General features: G+C 73.2%; 15 protein-coding genes. 8 read left to right on the top strand and 7 right to left on the bottom strand.

Going from position 1 to position 14,887, the window contains the following annotated elements; translation table 11 throughout:
- Positions 1–158: 158 nt before the first annotated feature.
- Positions 159–611 carry a MarR family winged helix-turn-helix transcriptional regulator gene (locus ACFYYW_RS17655; RefSeq protein WP_387649947.1) on the bottom strand — a complete coding sequence of 151 codons (453 nt, stop codon included), beginning with the start codon at positions 609–611 and terminating at the stop codon, positions 159–161.
- 114 nt (positions 612–725) lie between these two features.
- Between ACFYYW_RS17655 and ACFYYW_RS17650 the strand changes: the two genes are divergently transcribed.
- On the top strand, positions 726–902 hold the full coding sequence (locus ACFYYW_RS17650; protein WP_189650423.1) for a hypothetical protein: 177 nt from the start codon (positions 726–728) through the stop codon (positions 900–902).
- A gap of 271 nt (positions 903–1,173) precedes the next feature.
- On the opposite strand, the gene ACFYYW_RS17645 is transcribed toward ACFYYW_RS17650, so the two are convergent.
- The gene (locus tag ACFYYW_RS17645; RefSeq protein ID WP_387649944.1) at positions 1,174–1,593 is read right to left on the bottom strand and encodes a MarR family winged helix-turn-helix transcriptional regulator; all 420 of its coding nucleotides are present in this window, start codon (positions 1,591–1,593) and stop codon (positions 1,174–1,176) included.
- 98 nt (positions 1,594–1,691) lie between these two features.
- Here ACFYYW_RS17645 and ACFYYW_RS17640 point away from each other — a divergent pair, with 98 nt between their 5' ends.
- Both ACFYYW_RS17640 and ACFYYW_RS17635 read left to right on the top strand, forming a co-directional pair.
- Positions 1,692–3,146 carry an MFS transporter gene (locus ACFYYW_RS17640; RefSeq protein ID WP_387649941.1) on the top strand — a complete coding sequence of 485 codons (1,455 nt, stop codon included), beginning with the start codon at positions 1,692–1,694 and terminating at the stop codon, positions 3,144–3,146.
- An 80-nt stretch (positions 3,147–3,226) separates the two neighbouring features.
- Positions 3,227–4,177, top strand: a complete 951-nt coding sequence (locus ACFYYW_RS17635; RefSeq protein WP_364391796.1) for a sulfotransferase — start codon at positions 3,227–3,229, stop codon at positions 4,175–4,177.
- Positions 4,178–4,345: 168 nt separating this feature from the next.
- On the opposite strand, the gene ACFYYW_RS17630 is transcribed toward ACFYYW_RS17635, so the two are convergent.
- A complete protein-coding gene (locus tag ACFYYW_RS17630; protein ID WP_387649938.1) occupies positions 4,346–5,251 on the bottom strand; it encodes a hypothetical protein in 906 nt (301 codons plus the stop codon).
- Positions 5,252–5,449: 198 nt separating this feature from the next.
- On the opposite strand from ACFYYW_RS17630, the gene ACFYYW_RS17625 reads away from it, so the two are divergent.
- From ACFYYW_RS17625 to ACFYYW_RS17615, 3 genes are all read left to right on the top strand, one after another.
- A complete protein-coding gene (locus ACFYYW_RS17625; RefSeq protein ID WP_387649936.1) occupies positions 5,450–5,926 on the top strand; it encodes an NUDIX domain-containing protein in 477 nt (158 codons plus the stop codon).
- Positions 5,927–6,069: 143 nt separating this feature from the next.
- Positions 6,070–6,891 carry an SDR family NAD(P)-dependent oxidoreductase gene (locus ACFYYW_RS17620; RefSeq protein ID WP_387649933.1) on the top strand — a complete coding sequence of 274 codons (822 nt, stop codon included), beginning with the start codon at positions 6,070–6,072 and terminating at the stop codon, positions 6,889–6,891.
- Positions 6,892–7,180: 289 nt separating this feature from the next.
- Entirely contained in the window at positions 7,181–7,969 is a 789-nt protein-coding gene (locus ACFYYW_RS17615) for an alpha/beta hydrolase (RefSeq protein ID WP_352330848.1), read from the top strand.
- An 11-nt stretch (positions 7,970–7,980) separates the two neighbouring features.
- Here the strand turns inward: ACFYYW_RS17615 and ACFYYW_RS17610 are convergent, their stop codons facing one another.
- Complete coding sequence (locus ACFYYW_RS17610) at positions 7,981–8,364, bottom strand: VOC family protein (RefSeq protein WP_364420908.1); 384 nt, start codon at positions 8,362–8,364, stop codon at positions 7,981–7,983.
- Positions 8,365–8,866: 502 nt separating this feature from the next.
- Here ACFYYW_RS17610 and ACFYYW_RS17605 point away from each other — a divergent pair.
- Complete coding sequence (locus tag ACFYYW_RS17605) at positions 8,867–9,511, top strand: TetR/AcrR family transcriptional regulator (RefSeq protein WP_387649930.1); 645 nt, start codon at positions 8,867–8,869, stop codon at positions 9,509–9,511.
- 202 nt (positions 9,512–9,713) lie between these two features.
- On the opposite strand, the gene ACFYYW_RS17600 is transcribed toward ACFYYW_RS17605, so the two are convergent.
- Positions 9,714–10,766 carry a Glu/Leu/Phe/Val dehydrogenase dimerization domain-containing protein gene (locus ACFYYW_RS17600; protein WP_387649927.1) on the bottom strand — a complete coding sequence of 351 codons (1,053 nt, stop codon included), beginning with the start codon at positions 10,764–10,766 and terminating at the stop codon, positions 9,714–9,716.
- Positions 10,767–10,988: 222 nt separating this feature from the next.
- Positions 10,989–12,848 carry a trypsin-like peptidase domain-containing protein gene (locus ACFYYW_RS17595; protein ID WP_387649924.1) on the bottom strand — a complete coding sequence of 620 codons (1,860 nt, stop codon included), beginning with the start codon at positions 12,846–12,848 and terminating at the stop codon, positions 10,989–10,991.
- A gap of 332 nt (positions 12,849–13,180) precedes the next feature.
- On the opposite strand from ACFYYW_RS17595, the gene ACFYYW_RS17590 reads away from it, so the two are divergent.
- The gene (locus ACFYYW_RS17590; protein ID WP_387649922.1) at positions 13,181–14,149 is read left to right on the top strand and encodes an NAD(P)-dependent alcohol dehydrogenase; all 969 of its coding nucleotides are present in this window, start codon (positions 13,181–13,183) and stop codon (positions 14,147–14,149) included.
- A 1-nt stretch (position 14,150) separates the two neighbouring features.
- Here ACFYYW_RS17590 and ACFYYW_RS17585 read toward each other — a convergent pair whose 3' ends face one another.
- Positions 14,151–14,879, bottom strand: coding sequence for a ThuA domain-containing protein (locus ACFYYW_RS17585; protein ID WP_352328293.1), 729 nt, complete (start codon positions 14,877–14,879; stop codon positions 14,151–14,153).
- Between the last annotated feature and the right edge of the window lie 8 nt (positions 14,880–14,887).

Below are 14,887 nucleotides of genomic sequence, written 5' to 3'. Positions count from 1 at the left end.
ACACGAAGGGGATCCGCGAACGCGAGCAACCGTAGTTGACTATCGGGAAGATAGTCAACTGAAGTTGCTTGTCGGCGGCGCGTGGAGGGCGGGGTCAGGCGTCGCGGCGGGCCGCGGCGGGCGGGGTCAGGTGTCGCAGCGGGCCGCGGCGGGCGGGGTCAGGTGTCGCGGCGGGCCGCGGCGATCAGTCGCATCAGCGCGGCGTGCAGGTCCTGGAGCTCGTCGAGGTCCATGCCGAGCCGGGCGACGATGGCCGGCGGGATCTTCTCCGCCTCGGCCCTGAGCTGCCGGCCGGCGGGCGTGAGGGTGACGGCCAGGGCGCGCTCGTCCTTGCTGTTGCGCTCGCGATGGACGTAGCCCAGCGCCTCCAGCCGCTTGAGCAGCGGGGACAACGTGCCGGGGTCGAGCTGCAGGAGCTCGCCCAGCTCCTTGACCGACAGCGGCTCGTGCTGCCAGAGGGCCAGCATCACCAGGTACTGGGGGTGGGTCAGCCCGAAGGGTTGCAGGAGCGGCCGGTAGAGGCCGATCACGCTGCGCGAGGCGATGCTGAGGGCGAAGCACACCTGCCGGTCGAGCGCCAGCAGGTCTGTCGCCTCTGTCACAGGCTCCATGCGTGTACGCCTCCGATGCCGTCTGGTAACTTACTTTGTGTACAAACTAATAGCCTGCAAATCGATGCCACACAAATCGTACCCGTGGCCGGGCCGCCGAAAGAGGGACACCTCATGTTTCACCGCAAGCCCCTGGAGGAGCGCATCGCCGAGCGCCAGGCCAAGCTGCCTCCGCTGAAGGAGGGCAAGCACTTCGAGCACGGCCCGGCCAAGTTCGTGTTCGTCACGCTGCTGGTCGTGGTGGTGGTCACGCACCTCGTCGGCCTGGCCATCGTCATGCACTTCGCCTGATCTGCCGGGAACATCCCGGCGGCGGCCGCCGTTACATCCCTCGTGGCCGGTGTGCCCAGTGTCCCCGGGCCTCACCTATCGCCTTCGCGGACTACCGTTCGGCTGGAGCCGCGTTGTGCCCCTCGCCGAGAGGCGACACGCACACCGGTGCGCACGCGTGAGGGCCCCCCGCCCGTCCCGGCAGGGGGCCCTCACGCGTGTCCGGGGCCGGGCGGCCCGGCTCGGGTACGCCCGATTCAGGTACGCCCGGCTCAGGTACGCCCGGCTCGGTTCAGGAACGCGGCCAGGGGCGGCCGGCCAGGCGTTCGATGTCGGTGTTGAAACGCCGGAGGTAGTCGGCGAAGGCGGTGACGTCCTCCGGCGACCAGTCGGCCATCACCTTCTCCAGGCCGCGCACGTTCCTCTCGCGCTCTTCGGTGAGGCTGCGCTCCCCCTCCGGGGTGAGGCGGAACTTGCGCGCGATGCCGCCCTCGGGGTCGGGGATGCGTTCGACCAGGCCGGCGCGCAGGAGGGCCGAGGTGTGCCGGTTGAGCGTGGAGACGTCCAGGCCGAAGGCGTCGCTGAGCTGCCCGATGGACATCGGGCCCGAGCCGTGCAGCCGCCGCAGCAGGAGGTGGGCACTGCGGTCGTAGTGCCGGTGCCGGCCGAGCAACATCGTCTCGAACTCGATGAGATGTGTGGGCTTTTCCATCCCAATCCCCCCTTTCGCGAGATATGTGCACCTTACATGAATTGTGTACGTAACACATGATGTGTAGCGTGCACACCCTTCGGCGACGGGAGAACACCGTGGGAGGCCCCACATCCACCGCCCGGCCCGGCGGCATCGTCAGCGTGATGGCGGTGGCCGGCATCGTCGCCTCACTCACGCAGACCCTGGTCGTGCCGCTGATCGGCGAGCTGCCGCGGCTGCTGCGCAGCACCGCCTCCGACGCCTCCTGGGTGATCACCGCCACCCTGCTGGCCGGCGCGGTCGCCACGCCGGTCACCGGACGCCTCGGCGACCTGTACGGCAAGCGCCGCATGATGCTCGTCTGCACCGCGCCGCTGATCGCCGGGTCGGTGATCTGCTCGCTGGCCGGGTCGCTCGGCCCCATGATCGTCGGGCGCGGGTTACAGGGCATGGGGATGGGCCTGATCCCGCTCGGCATCAGCGCCCTGCGCGACCTGCTGCCGCCCGACCGGCTCGGCCCCTCGATCGCGCTGATGAGCTCGTCCATGGGCATCGGCGGGGCCCTCGGCCTGCCGGTCTCGGCCGCGGTCGCCGAGTACGCGAGCTGGCGGGTGCTGTTCTGGGGCTCGGCCGTGCTGAGCGTGCTGATCGCGGTGCTGATCCGGGTGCTGGTGCCGCCCACTCCCCCGCCGCCCCGCGCGGGCGCGGCCGGGCGGCTGGACGTGCCGGGCGCGCTCGGCCTCGGCGCGGGGCTGGTGTGCCTGCTGCTGGGGGTCTCCAAGGGCGCCGACTGGGGCTGGGCGAGCGGCGCCACGCTCGGGCTGCTCGGCGCGGCCGCGCTGATCCTGCCGGCATGGGCCTTGTGGGAGCTGCGCGCCGCGGAGCCGCTGGTGGACCTGCGGGTGACCGCCCGGCGGCAGGTGCTGCTGACCAACCTCGCCTCCATCATGGTCGGCTTCTCGATGTACGCCCAGGCGCTGATCGTCATGCAGATCCTCCAGCTTCCCGCGGCCACCGGGTACGGGCTCGGCCAGTCGATGCTGGCCGCCGGCCTGTGGATGGCCCCCTCGGGCCTGATGATGATGGCGGTCTCGCCGCTCGGCGCCCGGCTGTCGGCCGCCCGCGGCCCGAAGGTCACCCTGATCGCCGGGAGCCTGGTCATGGCGTTCGGCTATGGCTCCTCCCTGGGCCTGCTGGGCTCGGCCTGGGGCATGCTGGTCGTCACCTGCGTGTGCAGCCTCGGCGTGGGCCTGGCCTACGGGGCGATGCCGGCCCTCATCATGGGCGCGGTGCCCCGGACGGAGACGGCCGCCGCCAACAGCTTCAACACGCTGATGCGCTCGATCGGGACGACGGTCTCGGCGGCGGTCGTCGGCGTGATCCTGTCGCAGCTGACGATCCGGCTGGGCGCGCACACGCTGCCGTCGGAGGCCGGCTTCCGCACCGGGATGCTGGTCGGCTGCGGGGCGGCGCTGGCCGCGGCGGCCGTCACCATGGCGCTGCCCGGCCGTCGCGGCGGCCGGAGGGCCGGGGACGAGACCGCCGCGTCCGTCTCGCCCGCCCGCCGGTGACATCGCGGGAGCCTCTTGGCTTCCTACACTTTTGGTAGGAAAATCAGGCAATATCGGTTCTCGTCACTGGGAGGACGACGGTGCCCTTGCCCGATTTCCTGATCGCGGGAGTGCCCAAAGCGGGGACGACGGCGCTGCACACCGCGCTGCACCCGCACCCCGACCTGTTCCTGTCGCCCATCAAGGAGCCGAAGTTCTTCCTCACCGACGGGCCACCGCCCGGCCGGGGCGGACCGGGCGACGCCGAGACCTACCGGGAACACGTCTGGCGGCGCGCGGACTACGAGGCACTGTTCGCCGCCGCTCCCCCCGGCACCCTCGCCGGCGAGTCCACCCCCTTCTACCTGTACGACCTGGACGCCCAACGCCGCATCCGGGAGACCATCCCGCACGTCCGGCTCATCGTGAGCCTGCGCGACCCGGTCGAGCGCGCCCACTCCAACTGGACCCACCTGTGGTCGGCCGGCCTGGAGCCGATCGGCGACCTCGTCCGCGCCTGCGAGGCCGAGCCGGAGCGCATCGCGGCCGGCTGGGCGCACTTCTGGCACTACACCGCCCTCGGCCGGTACGGCGAGCAGCTCGCCCACCTGTTCACCCTGTTCCCCCGCGACCAGGTGCTGATCTTCCGTTACCGGGACATCGTGGACCGCCCCGCCGAGACCCTGGACCGCATCTGCGGCTTCCTCGGCGTACGACAGGGCCTGCTCACCGGCGTCCCGAGGGAGAACGTGACCGCGCACCCGGACCCCGGCGCGCGGCACGCGTTGCTGTCCGCCCTGCGCCGCACCCTTCCCGCGTCCCTGTCCGGGCCGCTGGAGCGGCTGCTCCAGCGGCGCGGCCGGGCCCGCCGGCCGCTGGAGTGGGCGCAGCGGCAGCGGCTGATCCCTTACTTCGCGGCGGACGTCGAGCTGCTCCAGCAGGTCACGGGCGAGGACTTCAGCGACTGGCTGCGGCCGCGGGAACGGTCAGGCGGGCTGGTCGGCAGCCGGCCGCCCGGCCAACGCCAGGCCAGAAACGGCCGCGCCCCCTGACCACAGGCCCCACGGCCACAGGCCCCTTGGCCACGCCACCTGACCGCGCCCCTGGACGCACCCCTGGACGCGACGCCTGGACGCGACGCCTGACCGCGATCTCTGGCCGCGACGCCGACCGTGGCGGTCGGGCTGGTCCGGGCCGGACCGGGCCGGTCAGCGGGTCGGTCAGCGGGCTGGGCGGAGTTCCGTGCGCAGGTCGTGGGCGCCGTCGGCGCGCGTGTACTCGTAGTAGAGGCGCAGGCCGCCGTCCGGCAGGTCGACGAAGGTGAGGTAGCGCAGGCCGCCGCCGTGGTGCGAGGACATCGCGGCGGGCCGGTCGCCCAGGGCGGCCAGCGCGTCGGGGTCGGCGCCCACGGCCACGCCGGTGCGCTCCTCGTAGTTCTCCTCCGCGCTGCCACGGCCGTCGTAGAAGGCCACGACCCGGTCGCCGTCGAAGCGTACGGCGCTGATCCGGACGCCGCGGGCGTCCCACAGGCCCGGCCGGCCGGTCAGGGCGGTGCCGTGCCAGGTCCAGTCCAGGCCGTCGGCGCTGGTGGCGTAGTCGGTCACCATCCGGTCGGCCTCGTCGGGGTCGGCCAGCGGGTGGCAGGAGGCCCACAGGTGCCACACGTCGCCGCGCCGTACGATCACGGTGTCCTTGACCCCGGTCTTGGGGTCGCCGGGCAGCACCGTGGTGCGGGTGCGCGGGTCGAACGCGGCAGGGTCGGCGGCCTCGACGACCTCCACCCGCCAGTGCTTGGTGCCGGGCGTGGCGCAGCTCAGGTACAGCCGCCAGCGTCCCTGCGGGGTGCGGACCAGGGAGGGCCGCTCCAGCGACTCGGCGTCCATCTCCTCGCGGGTGATCGTGGTCAGCGGCTCGAAGCGTTCGCCGTCGGACGAGCGGGCGACCACGACCGCGTACCCGCGGCCCTCGCCGACCGGGCGGCGCAGGCGGTAGGCGAGGTAGATCAGCCCGTCCGCGGCGACGGCGCTCGGCGCCCCCGCCCAGTGGCCGTGCGCCGCGACCGGCGGCTCGACCGCCACGACGGCGCGGCCGGGATCGGGGAGCAGGGCGTTCTCGTCGATCGACATGGAACCGAGGCTAGGCCAGGACGTGAAGCCGGACATGGCTGCTTACCTCTCCTTGGGATTATCCTTATTACCTATAGACTTTATGGGGTTATGGCCGTCCGGCGCATGCCCGGCACGCCGGAAACGTGTTCGCTCCCCGGGGGCGCCCGGCGCGCAGCGGGCCTCCGGCGGCCGGCGTCCGGTGCATATGCTGGACCGATGCCAACCCCTGAGTTCGTGCTCGCGCTGCGCGAGAAGATCGGCACCGAGCCGCTGTGGTTGTCCGGGGTGACCGCGGTCGTGCTGCACGAGGACCAGGTGCTGCTGGTCCGCCGGAGCGACACCGGCGCCTGGACGCCCGTGACCGGCATCATCGACCCCGGCGAGCAGCCCGCCGACGCCGCGGTGCGCGAGGTGGCCGAGGAGACCGGCGTACGGGCCGTCGCGGAACGGCTGGCCCTGGTGCACGTCACGCGGGAGGTCACCTACCCCAACGGCGACCGGGCCCGCTATCTCGACCTGGTGTTCCGCTGCCGATGGCGGTCCGGCGACCCGTACCCGGCCGACGGCGAGAACAGCGAGGCCCGCTGGTTCCCCCTGCGGGAGCTGCCGGACCTGAGCCCCGACATGCGCGCCCGCCTCGACGCCGCCCTCGGCGACGACCCGGCCGCCCGCTTCCTCACCACCACCCCCTGACCACTCGGCCCTCACCGCTTGGCCCCTGACCGCTCGGACCCTGACCGCTCGGACCCCGACGCCGTGGCCACGGGCCGCCCCGGCGTGGCGGGTGCGCCGCATTGCGATCTATGGTGGAGGCCGGATGCGGAAGGATCGGGCCCATGGCGGGAAAGACCATCGTCCTGACCGGCGCCAGCGACGGCATCGGCCGCGCCGCTGCACGCGCCCTGCGACAGCGGGGCGACGAGGTCGTCCTCGTCGGCCGGTCGGCCGGCAAGACCGCGGCGCTGGCCAAGGAGCTGGCGGCCGACCACCACGTGGCCGACTTCGCGCGCCTGTCAGAGGTACGCGACCTGGCGGCCACCCTGCTCGACCGCCACCCGGCCATCGACGTGCTGGTCAACAACGCCGGGGCCATCATGGGCTCGCGCACCACCACGCCCGACGGCCACGAGGCGACCTTCCAGGTCAACCATCTGGCGCCGTTCCTGCTGACCACGCTGCTGCTGCCCCGGCTGCTGGCCGCCGGCGGCACGGTCGTCACGACGTCCAGCCTGCTCAACACCCGTGCCCGGCTCGACCTCGACGACCTCGACGCGGTGCGCCGCTACTCCGGCAGCCGGGCGTACGCCAACTCCAAGCTGGCCAACATCCTGTTCACCCGTGAGCTTCAGCGCCGCCACGGCGCGGACGGCCTGGCTGCGGCCTCCTTCCATCCCGGCGTGGTGGCCACCAACTTCTCCGGCGGCGGCGACAGCGCGGCGCGGCTGCTCTACCACACGCCGCTGAAGCGGTTCCTGCTCACGCCCGAGCAGGGCGCCGACACCCTGGTCTGGCTGGCCACCTCGCGGCCGGGCGCCGACTGGGCCCCCGGCGGGCACTACGAGAAGCGCCGCCCTTCGGCCGTCCACCGCCTGGCGGACGACCCCGACCTGGCCCGCCGCCTGTGGGAGCGCAGCCAGGCCCTCGTCGAGCCCACCTGACCCGGGGGACCGCGACTAGGCACTCACGCCCGCCTGACCTTTGGGACCGCGACAAGGCACTCGCCGAGCCCGCGTGACCGGTTCCACGGCCTGGGGCGTGAGCGGCGGGCGGGCGGCGGGCCGGCCCGGCGCCCGGCCGCGTACGTTGCGCGGGGCCACCAGGGGCTGATGCGCGGCGGGGTTCCGTCTGCGATCGTGAGGGCGTGAGGACGGCCAGGGGCGCGCCCCGACGGTGATCGTCCGCCGGACGGGGCCGGGCCGCCCTGTGAACAGGCAGGAGGAGAACGCCGTGATCAGATTCGGTTATGCCGACACCCCGTTCGGCCAGATCCACCACGCCTCGTGCGGCACGGGAGACCCGGTGCTCCTGCTGCACCAGACCCCCCGCTCCTGGGACGAATACCGCGAGGTGCTCCCCCTGCTCGGCCGCACCCGCCGGGCCATCGCCATGGACACGCTCGGCTTCGGCAACTCCGCCCGGCCGTCCGAGCACTCGATCGAGACCTACGCCGCCGGCGTGTTGGCCCTGATGGACGCCCTCGGCCTGCCGCGAGCCGCCGTGGCCGGGCACCACACGGGCGGCGTCATCGCGGTCGAGACAGCGGCGCGCGCACCCGACCGCGTCACCGCCCTGGTGCTGTCGTCCACGCCGATGGTCGACCCCGAAGGGCGGCGGCGGCGTGCGGGCCGTCCCTCGATCGACGCCGTGCGCGAGCAGTCCGACGGCTCCCACCTGGGCGAGTTGTGGAGCCGGCGGGCTCCCTACTACCCGTGGCCGCTGCTGACCCGTTTCGTTCGCGACGCGCTGACGGTCCTGCCGGAGGTGGAGCGCGGGCACGAGGCGGTAGCCGCGTACCGGATGGAGGAGCGGGTCGGGCTGGTCCGCTGCCCGGTGCTGGTCGTCGGCGCCACCGACGACCCCTTCGCCTTCCCCGAGCTGGAACGCCTGGCCGCCGCCCTTCCCCACAGCACCCGGGCCGTGGTCAAGGGCGGCGTGATCCCGCTGGAGCACCAGGCGGCGGAGTTCGCGGCGCTCGTGGCGGACTTCCTCGACGGCCAGGCCCGCGAGACCGGCTGAGGCGGCTCCGGTCAGGCGGGAGCCACCCACTCGACGAACTGGATGACGATCCCGTTGGGGTCGGTCACCTGGAACAGGCGCTCGCCCCAGGGCTCCTCGCGCAACGGCATGGTGATCTCGACACCCGCGTCACGAAGGAGCTTCTCCTGCCCGTCCAGGCCGCCGTCCAGGGTGAAGGCCAGGATGAGGCCGGAGGCGTGCTGGTCGCGCTGCTCCGGCGGCAGGACCTCGATGCCGCGGGCGAGCAGCACGATGTCCATCGCGTCGGCACGGGTGAGCGAGGCGAAGCCGTCCGCGGCTACCCGGACGGTGTAGCCCAGGTGCTCGGTGAGGAACGCCTGGGAGGCGGCGACGTCGGCAACGGTGAGCGAAACGGTGGACGTGGTGATCTGCAAGAAGGTCTCCGTGAGAGATGAGAACGGCTGAGCGAAACGCGAGTGGCCGGTTCGAACGGCCCAGGCCGACGTTGACCACGACGGCCGACGACCGCTGTGGACGCGACCGCCATGGACGTGGCCCGCCATGGGCGTGACGCAGCGAACGTCGTCAGTGGCGGACGCGGTCGAGGGGCGAGGGGCGGTGTCGCGGGGGGGGCGGGGATCAGTGAGGGCGGCGGCGGGGAAGGTTGCGGGTCACTTGCGGGTCCCGCCATCCCCGTGCGCCATGGTCGGCGGACGTTCTGCGGAGCCCGCCGTCCGGGACGGAGATCGGCTGCGACGTGCGGTCGCGGCCCTCCGACGCCCCGAGGTCGATCTTGAAAGCTACAGCCGGGATGAGCTTGAGTTCCAAGCAGGTTCTCCTTAACGTTCGTCGGTCGCAAACTTACGACGGACGTAAATATAGCCAGAGACTCCGAGGGGTGTCAACGTAAAAATACGACGAGGGTAAGATTTCCTCATGGCTTACGAGACCTCGCCCGCACCCGGCCTCCGCGAATCCAAGAAGCAGGAGACCCGGCAGCTCATCTCCGACCACGCCACCAGGCTGTTCATCGCCCAAGGGTTCGAGCAGACCACCATCGCCGAGATCGCCACCGCCGCCCGCATCGCCAAGAAGACGGTGACCAACTACTTCCCGCGCAAGGAGGACCTGGCCTTCGACCATCAGGAGGCGTTCACCTCCGCGCTGGCGGACGCCGTCGCCGCCCGCGATCCCGGCGAGTCGGCCCTGTCGGCTCTACGCCATGCCTTCCTGGCCTCTGTCGCGGCCCAGGATCCGGTGGCCGGGTTCTCCGGTCCGGAGTTCGCCCGCATGATCGCCGACAGCCCCACCCTGACGTCCTGCCTGCGCGGCCTGCACGACCAGCGCGAACAGCACCTCGCCCGGGCCCTCGCCGACGCCACCGGCACGACGGCGGACGACATCACCGTCCAGACCGCCGCCGGGCTGCTGGGAACCGTGCACCGGGTGCTGTTCCAGCGCATCCACGAACTGACCCTTGCGGGCCTGCCCAACGACCGCATCGCCGACACGATCGCCACCGACGCCACCCGCGCCTTCGACCTCCTCGAACCCGCCCTCTCCAACTACGCCGCCGCATGACCACCGCCTGAAGGCCCACCCCAAACCCAGGAGGCCTCCAGCCCCAGAGGGCCACCGGACTCCGGCTGCCCCGGACTCCGGGAGCCGCCGAACTCCCGGGGCCGTCCGAACTCCGGGAGCCGCCGGACTCCGGGGCGGGGCCGGGGGCTGGCCGGACGGGGGGCTGCCAGGGCACCACGCCTGTTCGAGGGCCGTTCCAGTGTCAGGAGTTCGCTGGGTCGGGGGCCAAGGGTGGGGTGGGTCGGGGTTGCCAGGTTGTCAGGAAGGCTTCGGCCAGGGCGCAGGCGCCGGCGTACGGCCCCTCGGCATGGGACAGGGCGGCGGCGGTGATCTCCGTGACGCGGTTCTCGACCAGGTGGCCGACCTCGTCCGCGGTGGCGACCGTCCCCGCCCGTTCGGCGAGGTAGCCGATCGTGGCCCCCGCGCCGCAGACGAAGTCCGCCAGCGCCACCACGCCCCGCTCCCCCAGGGTCCGCAGCCCCTGGGCGGTGTAGGGCACGTTCGCGGCCGGCGCGACCAGGCCGGCCCGCAGCGTCGCCGCCCGCCGCGCCGACAGGGTGCCGGTCCGTGCCCCGGGGACCAGCACGTCGGCGGGCACCTCGTACAACGCCTCCGGCGGCAGCACGGGCAGGCCGAGCCGGGTCACGCACGCGTCGCCGTGCTCGGCGCGCAGTTCCTCCAGGGCCGCGACGTCCAGTCCGGCGGGGTCGCTGACGCACCCGTGCAGGGTGGACAGGGCGACCAGGCGCGCGCCGCGCCGCGCCGCCTCTCGCACGACGGCGCTGCCGACCTTGCCGAAACCCTCCACCGCCAGCGTCCGCCCGGCCAGCCCGCCGAGCGCCGTCGCGGCGGCCACGACCACGCCCAGCCCGGTCACGACGGTGTCCACCAGCTCGCCGCCGGCCTCCCCGTGCATGATCGAGTCGGCCCGGTACCCGGGCAGCGGCGCGAAGTCCTGGGTCCGCGTGCCCAGGTCCGAGGAGGTGAGGAAGGTGCCCTTCTCGACCAGCGGCGCGACCTCCCGGCAGAAGCGCGCCACCGTGGCCGCCCGGTCGGTCGGCGAGGCCCGCAGCACCGCCTTGGCCCCGCCGATCCGCTCGCCGAGCACGGCCAGCTTGTACGTCATCGCCCGCGCCAGCAGCCCCGCCTCCTCGCGGGTGACGTCCGGCGCCAGCCGGGTGCCGCCCGCGCTGACCGGGCAGTCCAGGTCGAAGGCGATGCAGCCGTCCACCGAGACGAGTTCCATGATCCTCATCCGCGCTCCCCGCGTCCGTGCGAACCGTGCCTGCCGCCCAATCTCGGCGCCGCCCGGCCGTCTGTCCATGGGCCGGCGTCAACCGGAATGGCCGCCCGGAACACGCTCCAGCGCCCGGCCGCCTGTCCATGGGCCGGCGTCAACCGGAATGGCTGCCCGGAACACGCCCCGGCGCCGGCCCATGGGGCAGGCGGCCGGGGTGCCCGGCCGTCTGCCCGTGGGTCAGGGAGCGTTGTAGCCCAAGGTGTACGGACCGGTCCCGGAGTAGGAGTGCACCCGGTAGCGGTAGTACCCGGCCGCGCCGGTGTAGGTGAGCGTCTCGTCGGCTCCTGCCCCGGCGCTCTGGGCGACCGTCGCCCACGTGGACCCGTTCCAGCGCTGCAGGTAAAGGTCGAAGTCGGCGCCGGACGGGCCGGCCAGGCACGCCTGGTGCGGGCCGGTGACGGTGGTCTGCAGGTACCCGCCGTCGGGCTGGTACTGCTCCGCCCCGGAGGCCAGCGTCCCGGACTTGGTGGTCTCGTAGCCGGAACAGCCGCCCGCGGCGGCCACGGACAGGGCGAAGGAGACCGTGTGGGTGGCGGCCGGGCCGGTGGCGCTGACCGTGATCGTGTACGTGCCGCCGGGCGTCTGCGCGGAGGTGGAGACCGTCATGACGGACGTGCCGCCCGACTGGACGGTGGACGGCGCGAACGTCGCGGCGGCCCCCGCCGGCAGCCCGGAGGCCGCGAACTGCATCTGCTGCGGCCCGCCGCGCGTGACGGCGGTGGAGATGGTGCTCGTGGTCGACCCGCCCGGTGTGACGCCGCCGCTCGTGGGCGAGAGCGAGATCGCGAAGTCGTCGCCGCCGCCGTTCGGCGGGGTGTTGTCGATCAGGCCGGAGATCTCGTTGTACACCTCGGTGATGCGCGTCCCCCAGTTGGGGCAGCCGCCGAGGTGGTGCAGCGCGATCACCTTGTGGCTGGAGGCGGCGATCACCGGGGAGCCGGAGTTCCCGCCGGAGGTGTCGCAGCGGTAGCCGGTGTTGACGCCCGACGACACCACGTCGATCTTGCAGGCCGCGCCGCCCTGCGTGTCCTCGTAAAGGGACAGACGCTTGGGCAGGGTGTCGCCGTGGCCGGGGATGTAGATGCGCTCGCCCGCCACCGGGGGCCGCGGATCGAGGTACAGGGTGCCGAACTGCTGGATCGCGGCGAAGTCGGCGACGCTGAAGAGCGTGTAGTCGAGCGCTTCGAGTGCGCTGGTCTTCAGGAACTGGCCGCCGCCGACCTTCGTCCCGGCGCCGGGGTTGTTGCCGCCGCAGGTGGCGCAGTCGTAGTCGAACTGGAACTCGCTGGCGCTCAGGTCGGCGGCGCTCTCCATGCAGTGGTGGTTGGTCAGCATGCGGTTGGTGTTGCCGACCCGCCAGGCCGTGCAGTAGCCGAGGCCGTTGAGCAGCTGGCGGGCCACGGCGCGGCTGCGGGCGTACTCGGTGGGGTTGCTGTCCTTGTAGCAGACCACGTCGCGCCGCGCGTCGGTGCCGCAGACGCTGAACGTCCGCGGCGTCCGGGCCGCGGCCTCCGCGGTGGTGTAGCCGCGGAAGTACCGGTCGATGCGCACGCCGAAGCCCTGCCGGGCCAGCCGGACGGCGTTGCGCGGCCCGGACGCGTGCAGGGTGACGACCGCCGTGTCGCCGTCCACGGAGAGCGCGGCGAAGCCGGGGACGCCGTGCAGCGTGTACCCGGAGCCGGCCGGGTAGCGCCCGCGGGTGGGGTCGCCGTAGTAGGTGTGGACCTCGCGGCCGTCCGGCGAGGAGACGGTGACGTAGTCGCCGGGCACGAGGGTGAGCGCGGCGAAGTGCACCTTGACGTAGCGGGAGCCGGGGCGGGTGACGCGCGTGCTCCAGCTCCGTCCGGCGGCGCCGTAGGGCAGGGACAGGTCGGCGAGCACCTCCTCGCCGGCCGGGGAGACCCGGCTGTCGATCTGCGCCCGCAGCGGTGCGGCGGCGGGGGTCTGCGCGAGGGCGGGGGCCGGGGTCGCCGGCGCGACGACGGCCAGCGCGGCGATCAACGCCGTGGCCGCCGCTCTCCATCGGGAAGGACTCATGCGGGGGACACCTCCACGTGAGGGGTGACCGAAGCAGGCCGCCGGTCGCCGGGAGCCGGGCCCGGTCCGGGCGCGTAGGCCGCGCCGGCCAGGGGCCGGCGGAGCCGGCGAACAGGCGGCCCGCCGTGGTGGGGGGTGGGCAGAGGGTAACTCCGCCTCCCATCCGTACCGTTATCGGTAGCGATACCGATATTTCGGGTTATCGGGCGGAAAGCTCTAGTGCGTCACATCCACCAGCCCGGCCCGAGCGGCGCGATGTACAAAATCATTGACACGATGTCCGCCTTCTTTTACGTTCATCATGTCTACTTTCTTTGACATGGAGACCTGCCTTGAAGGCCATCACCCGGCACGTCTACGGCCCTCCGGCCCTCACCGACCTCGACCGTCCCGCCCCCGGCCCCGGCGAAGCGCTCCTGCGCGTGCACGCCGCCTGCCTCGACCACGGCGTCTGGCACCTCGGCGCCGGGCTGCCCTACCCCGTCCGCCTGGCCACCGGGCTGCGCCGCCCCCGCTCGCCGCTCCTCGGCCGCGACGTCGCCGGGACCGTCGAGGCCGTCGGCCGGGGAGTCACCGGCCTGGCGGCCGGCGACGAGGTCTTCGGCGTCTGCGACGGCGCGCTCGCCGAGCACGCCGTCGCCCGCGCCGACCGCCTCGTCCCCAAGGCGCCCGGCCTGTCGTTCGAGGCCGCCGCCGCCGTCCCGACCAGCGGCCTGACCGCGCTCCAGGCGCTGCGCGACCACGCCCGCCTCCGGCCGGGGCAGCGCGTGCTGGTCATCGGCGCGGGCGGCGGGGTGGGGACGTTCGCCGTCCAGCTCGCCAAGGCGCGCGGCGCGCACGTCACCGGCGTCTGCGGCCCCGGCAAGGGCGACCTCGTCCGCTCACTCGGCGCGGACGAGGTCGTCGACCACACCCGCGAGGAGCCGCCCGCCGGCCGCCACGACGTCGTCATCGACACCGCGGGCAACCGTCCCCTGCGGGACCTGCGGCGGCTGCTCACCCGCCGGGGCACGCTCGTGATCGTCGGCGGCGAGAACGCCTCCGGCCGGTGGCTGCACGGCACCGGCCGCCAGCTCCGGGCGACGGCGCTGTCGCCGTTCGTCCGGCACACCCTGCGCGCCCCGATCACCCGGACCGATCCGGCGGACCTGCGCCACCTGGCCGGCCTCGCCGCCACCGGCGAGCTCACCCCCGTGGTCGGCAGGACGTTCCCGCTCGCCGGCTTCCCCGACGCGATGGATCACCTGCGGACGGGCCACGCGACCGGCAAGGTCGTCATCGTCATGCCCGGAACGAGGTAGGTCACCAGTCGCCGGCCTCGACGCGGGTGTTGCGCAGCGGCTCGCCCGAGCCCTCGGCGGGCGCCGCCCACGACACGGCGTTGGCCAGGATCCGCCGCACGCCCGGCTGGTGGAAGACCGGGTAGTTCTGGTCGCCGGGGCTGAAGTAGAAGACGCGTCCCTTGCCGCGCCGGTAGCAGCAGCCGCTGCGGAACACCTCGCCCCCGGAGAAGGAGCTGACGAACACCAGCTCGTCGGGCGCCGGGACGCCGAACGGCTCGCCGTAGGTCTCCTGCTCGGGGATGACCAGCGGCTGGGGCACGCCCGCGGCGATCGGGTGGGCCGGCTCCACCGTCCAGACCAGCTCGCGGTCGGCGCTGTCGCGCCAGTTGACCGTGCAGGTGGTGCCCATGAGGGCGCGGAAGACCTTGGAGTAGTGGCCGGAGTGCAGCACCAGCAGGCCCATCCCGGCCCAGACGCGCTCGCACACCCGCGCCACGACCTCGTCGTCCACCTCCTCGTGCGCCGCGTGCCCCCACCAGGTGAGCACGTCGGTGCCGGCCAGCGTCGCGGCGTCGAGGCCGTGCTCGGGGTCCTGCAACGTCGCGGTGCGCACGCGCACCCGCTCCCCCAGATGCTCGCGCAGGCCGCCGGCGATCGCGCCGTGCATGCCCTCGGGGTAGCGGCGGCGCACCTCCTCCTCCCGCTGCTCGTGTACGTTCTCGCCCCAGACGGTCACGTTGATGCTCACGCGCGATG

It is taken from the genome of Nonomuraea sp. NPDC001831 (assembly GCF_042892035.1).
Classification (GTDB): domain Bacteria; phylum Actinomycetota; class Actinomycetes; order Streptosporangiales; family Streptosporangiaceae; genus Nonomuraea.
Note: the sequence above shows the minus strand (reverse complement) of the source record. Positions and strands in the feature narration are given on the sequence as shown.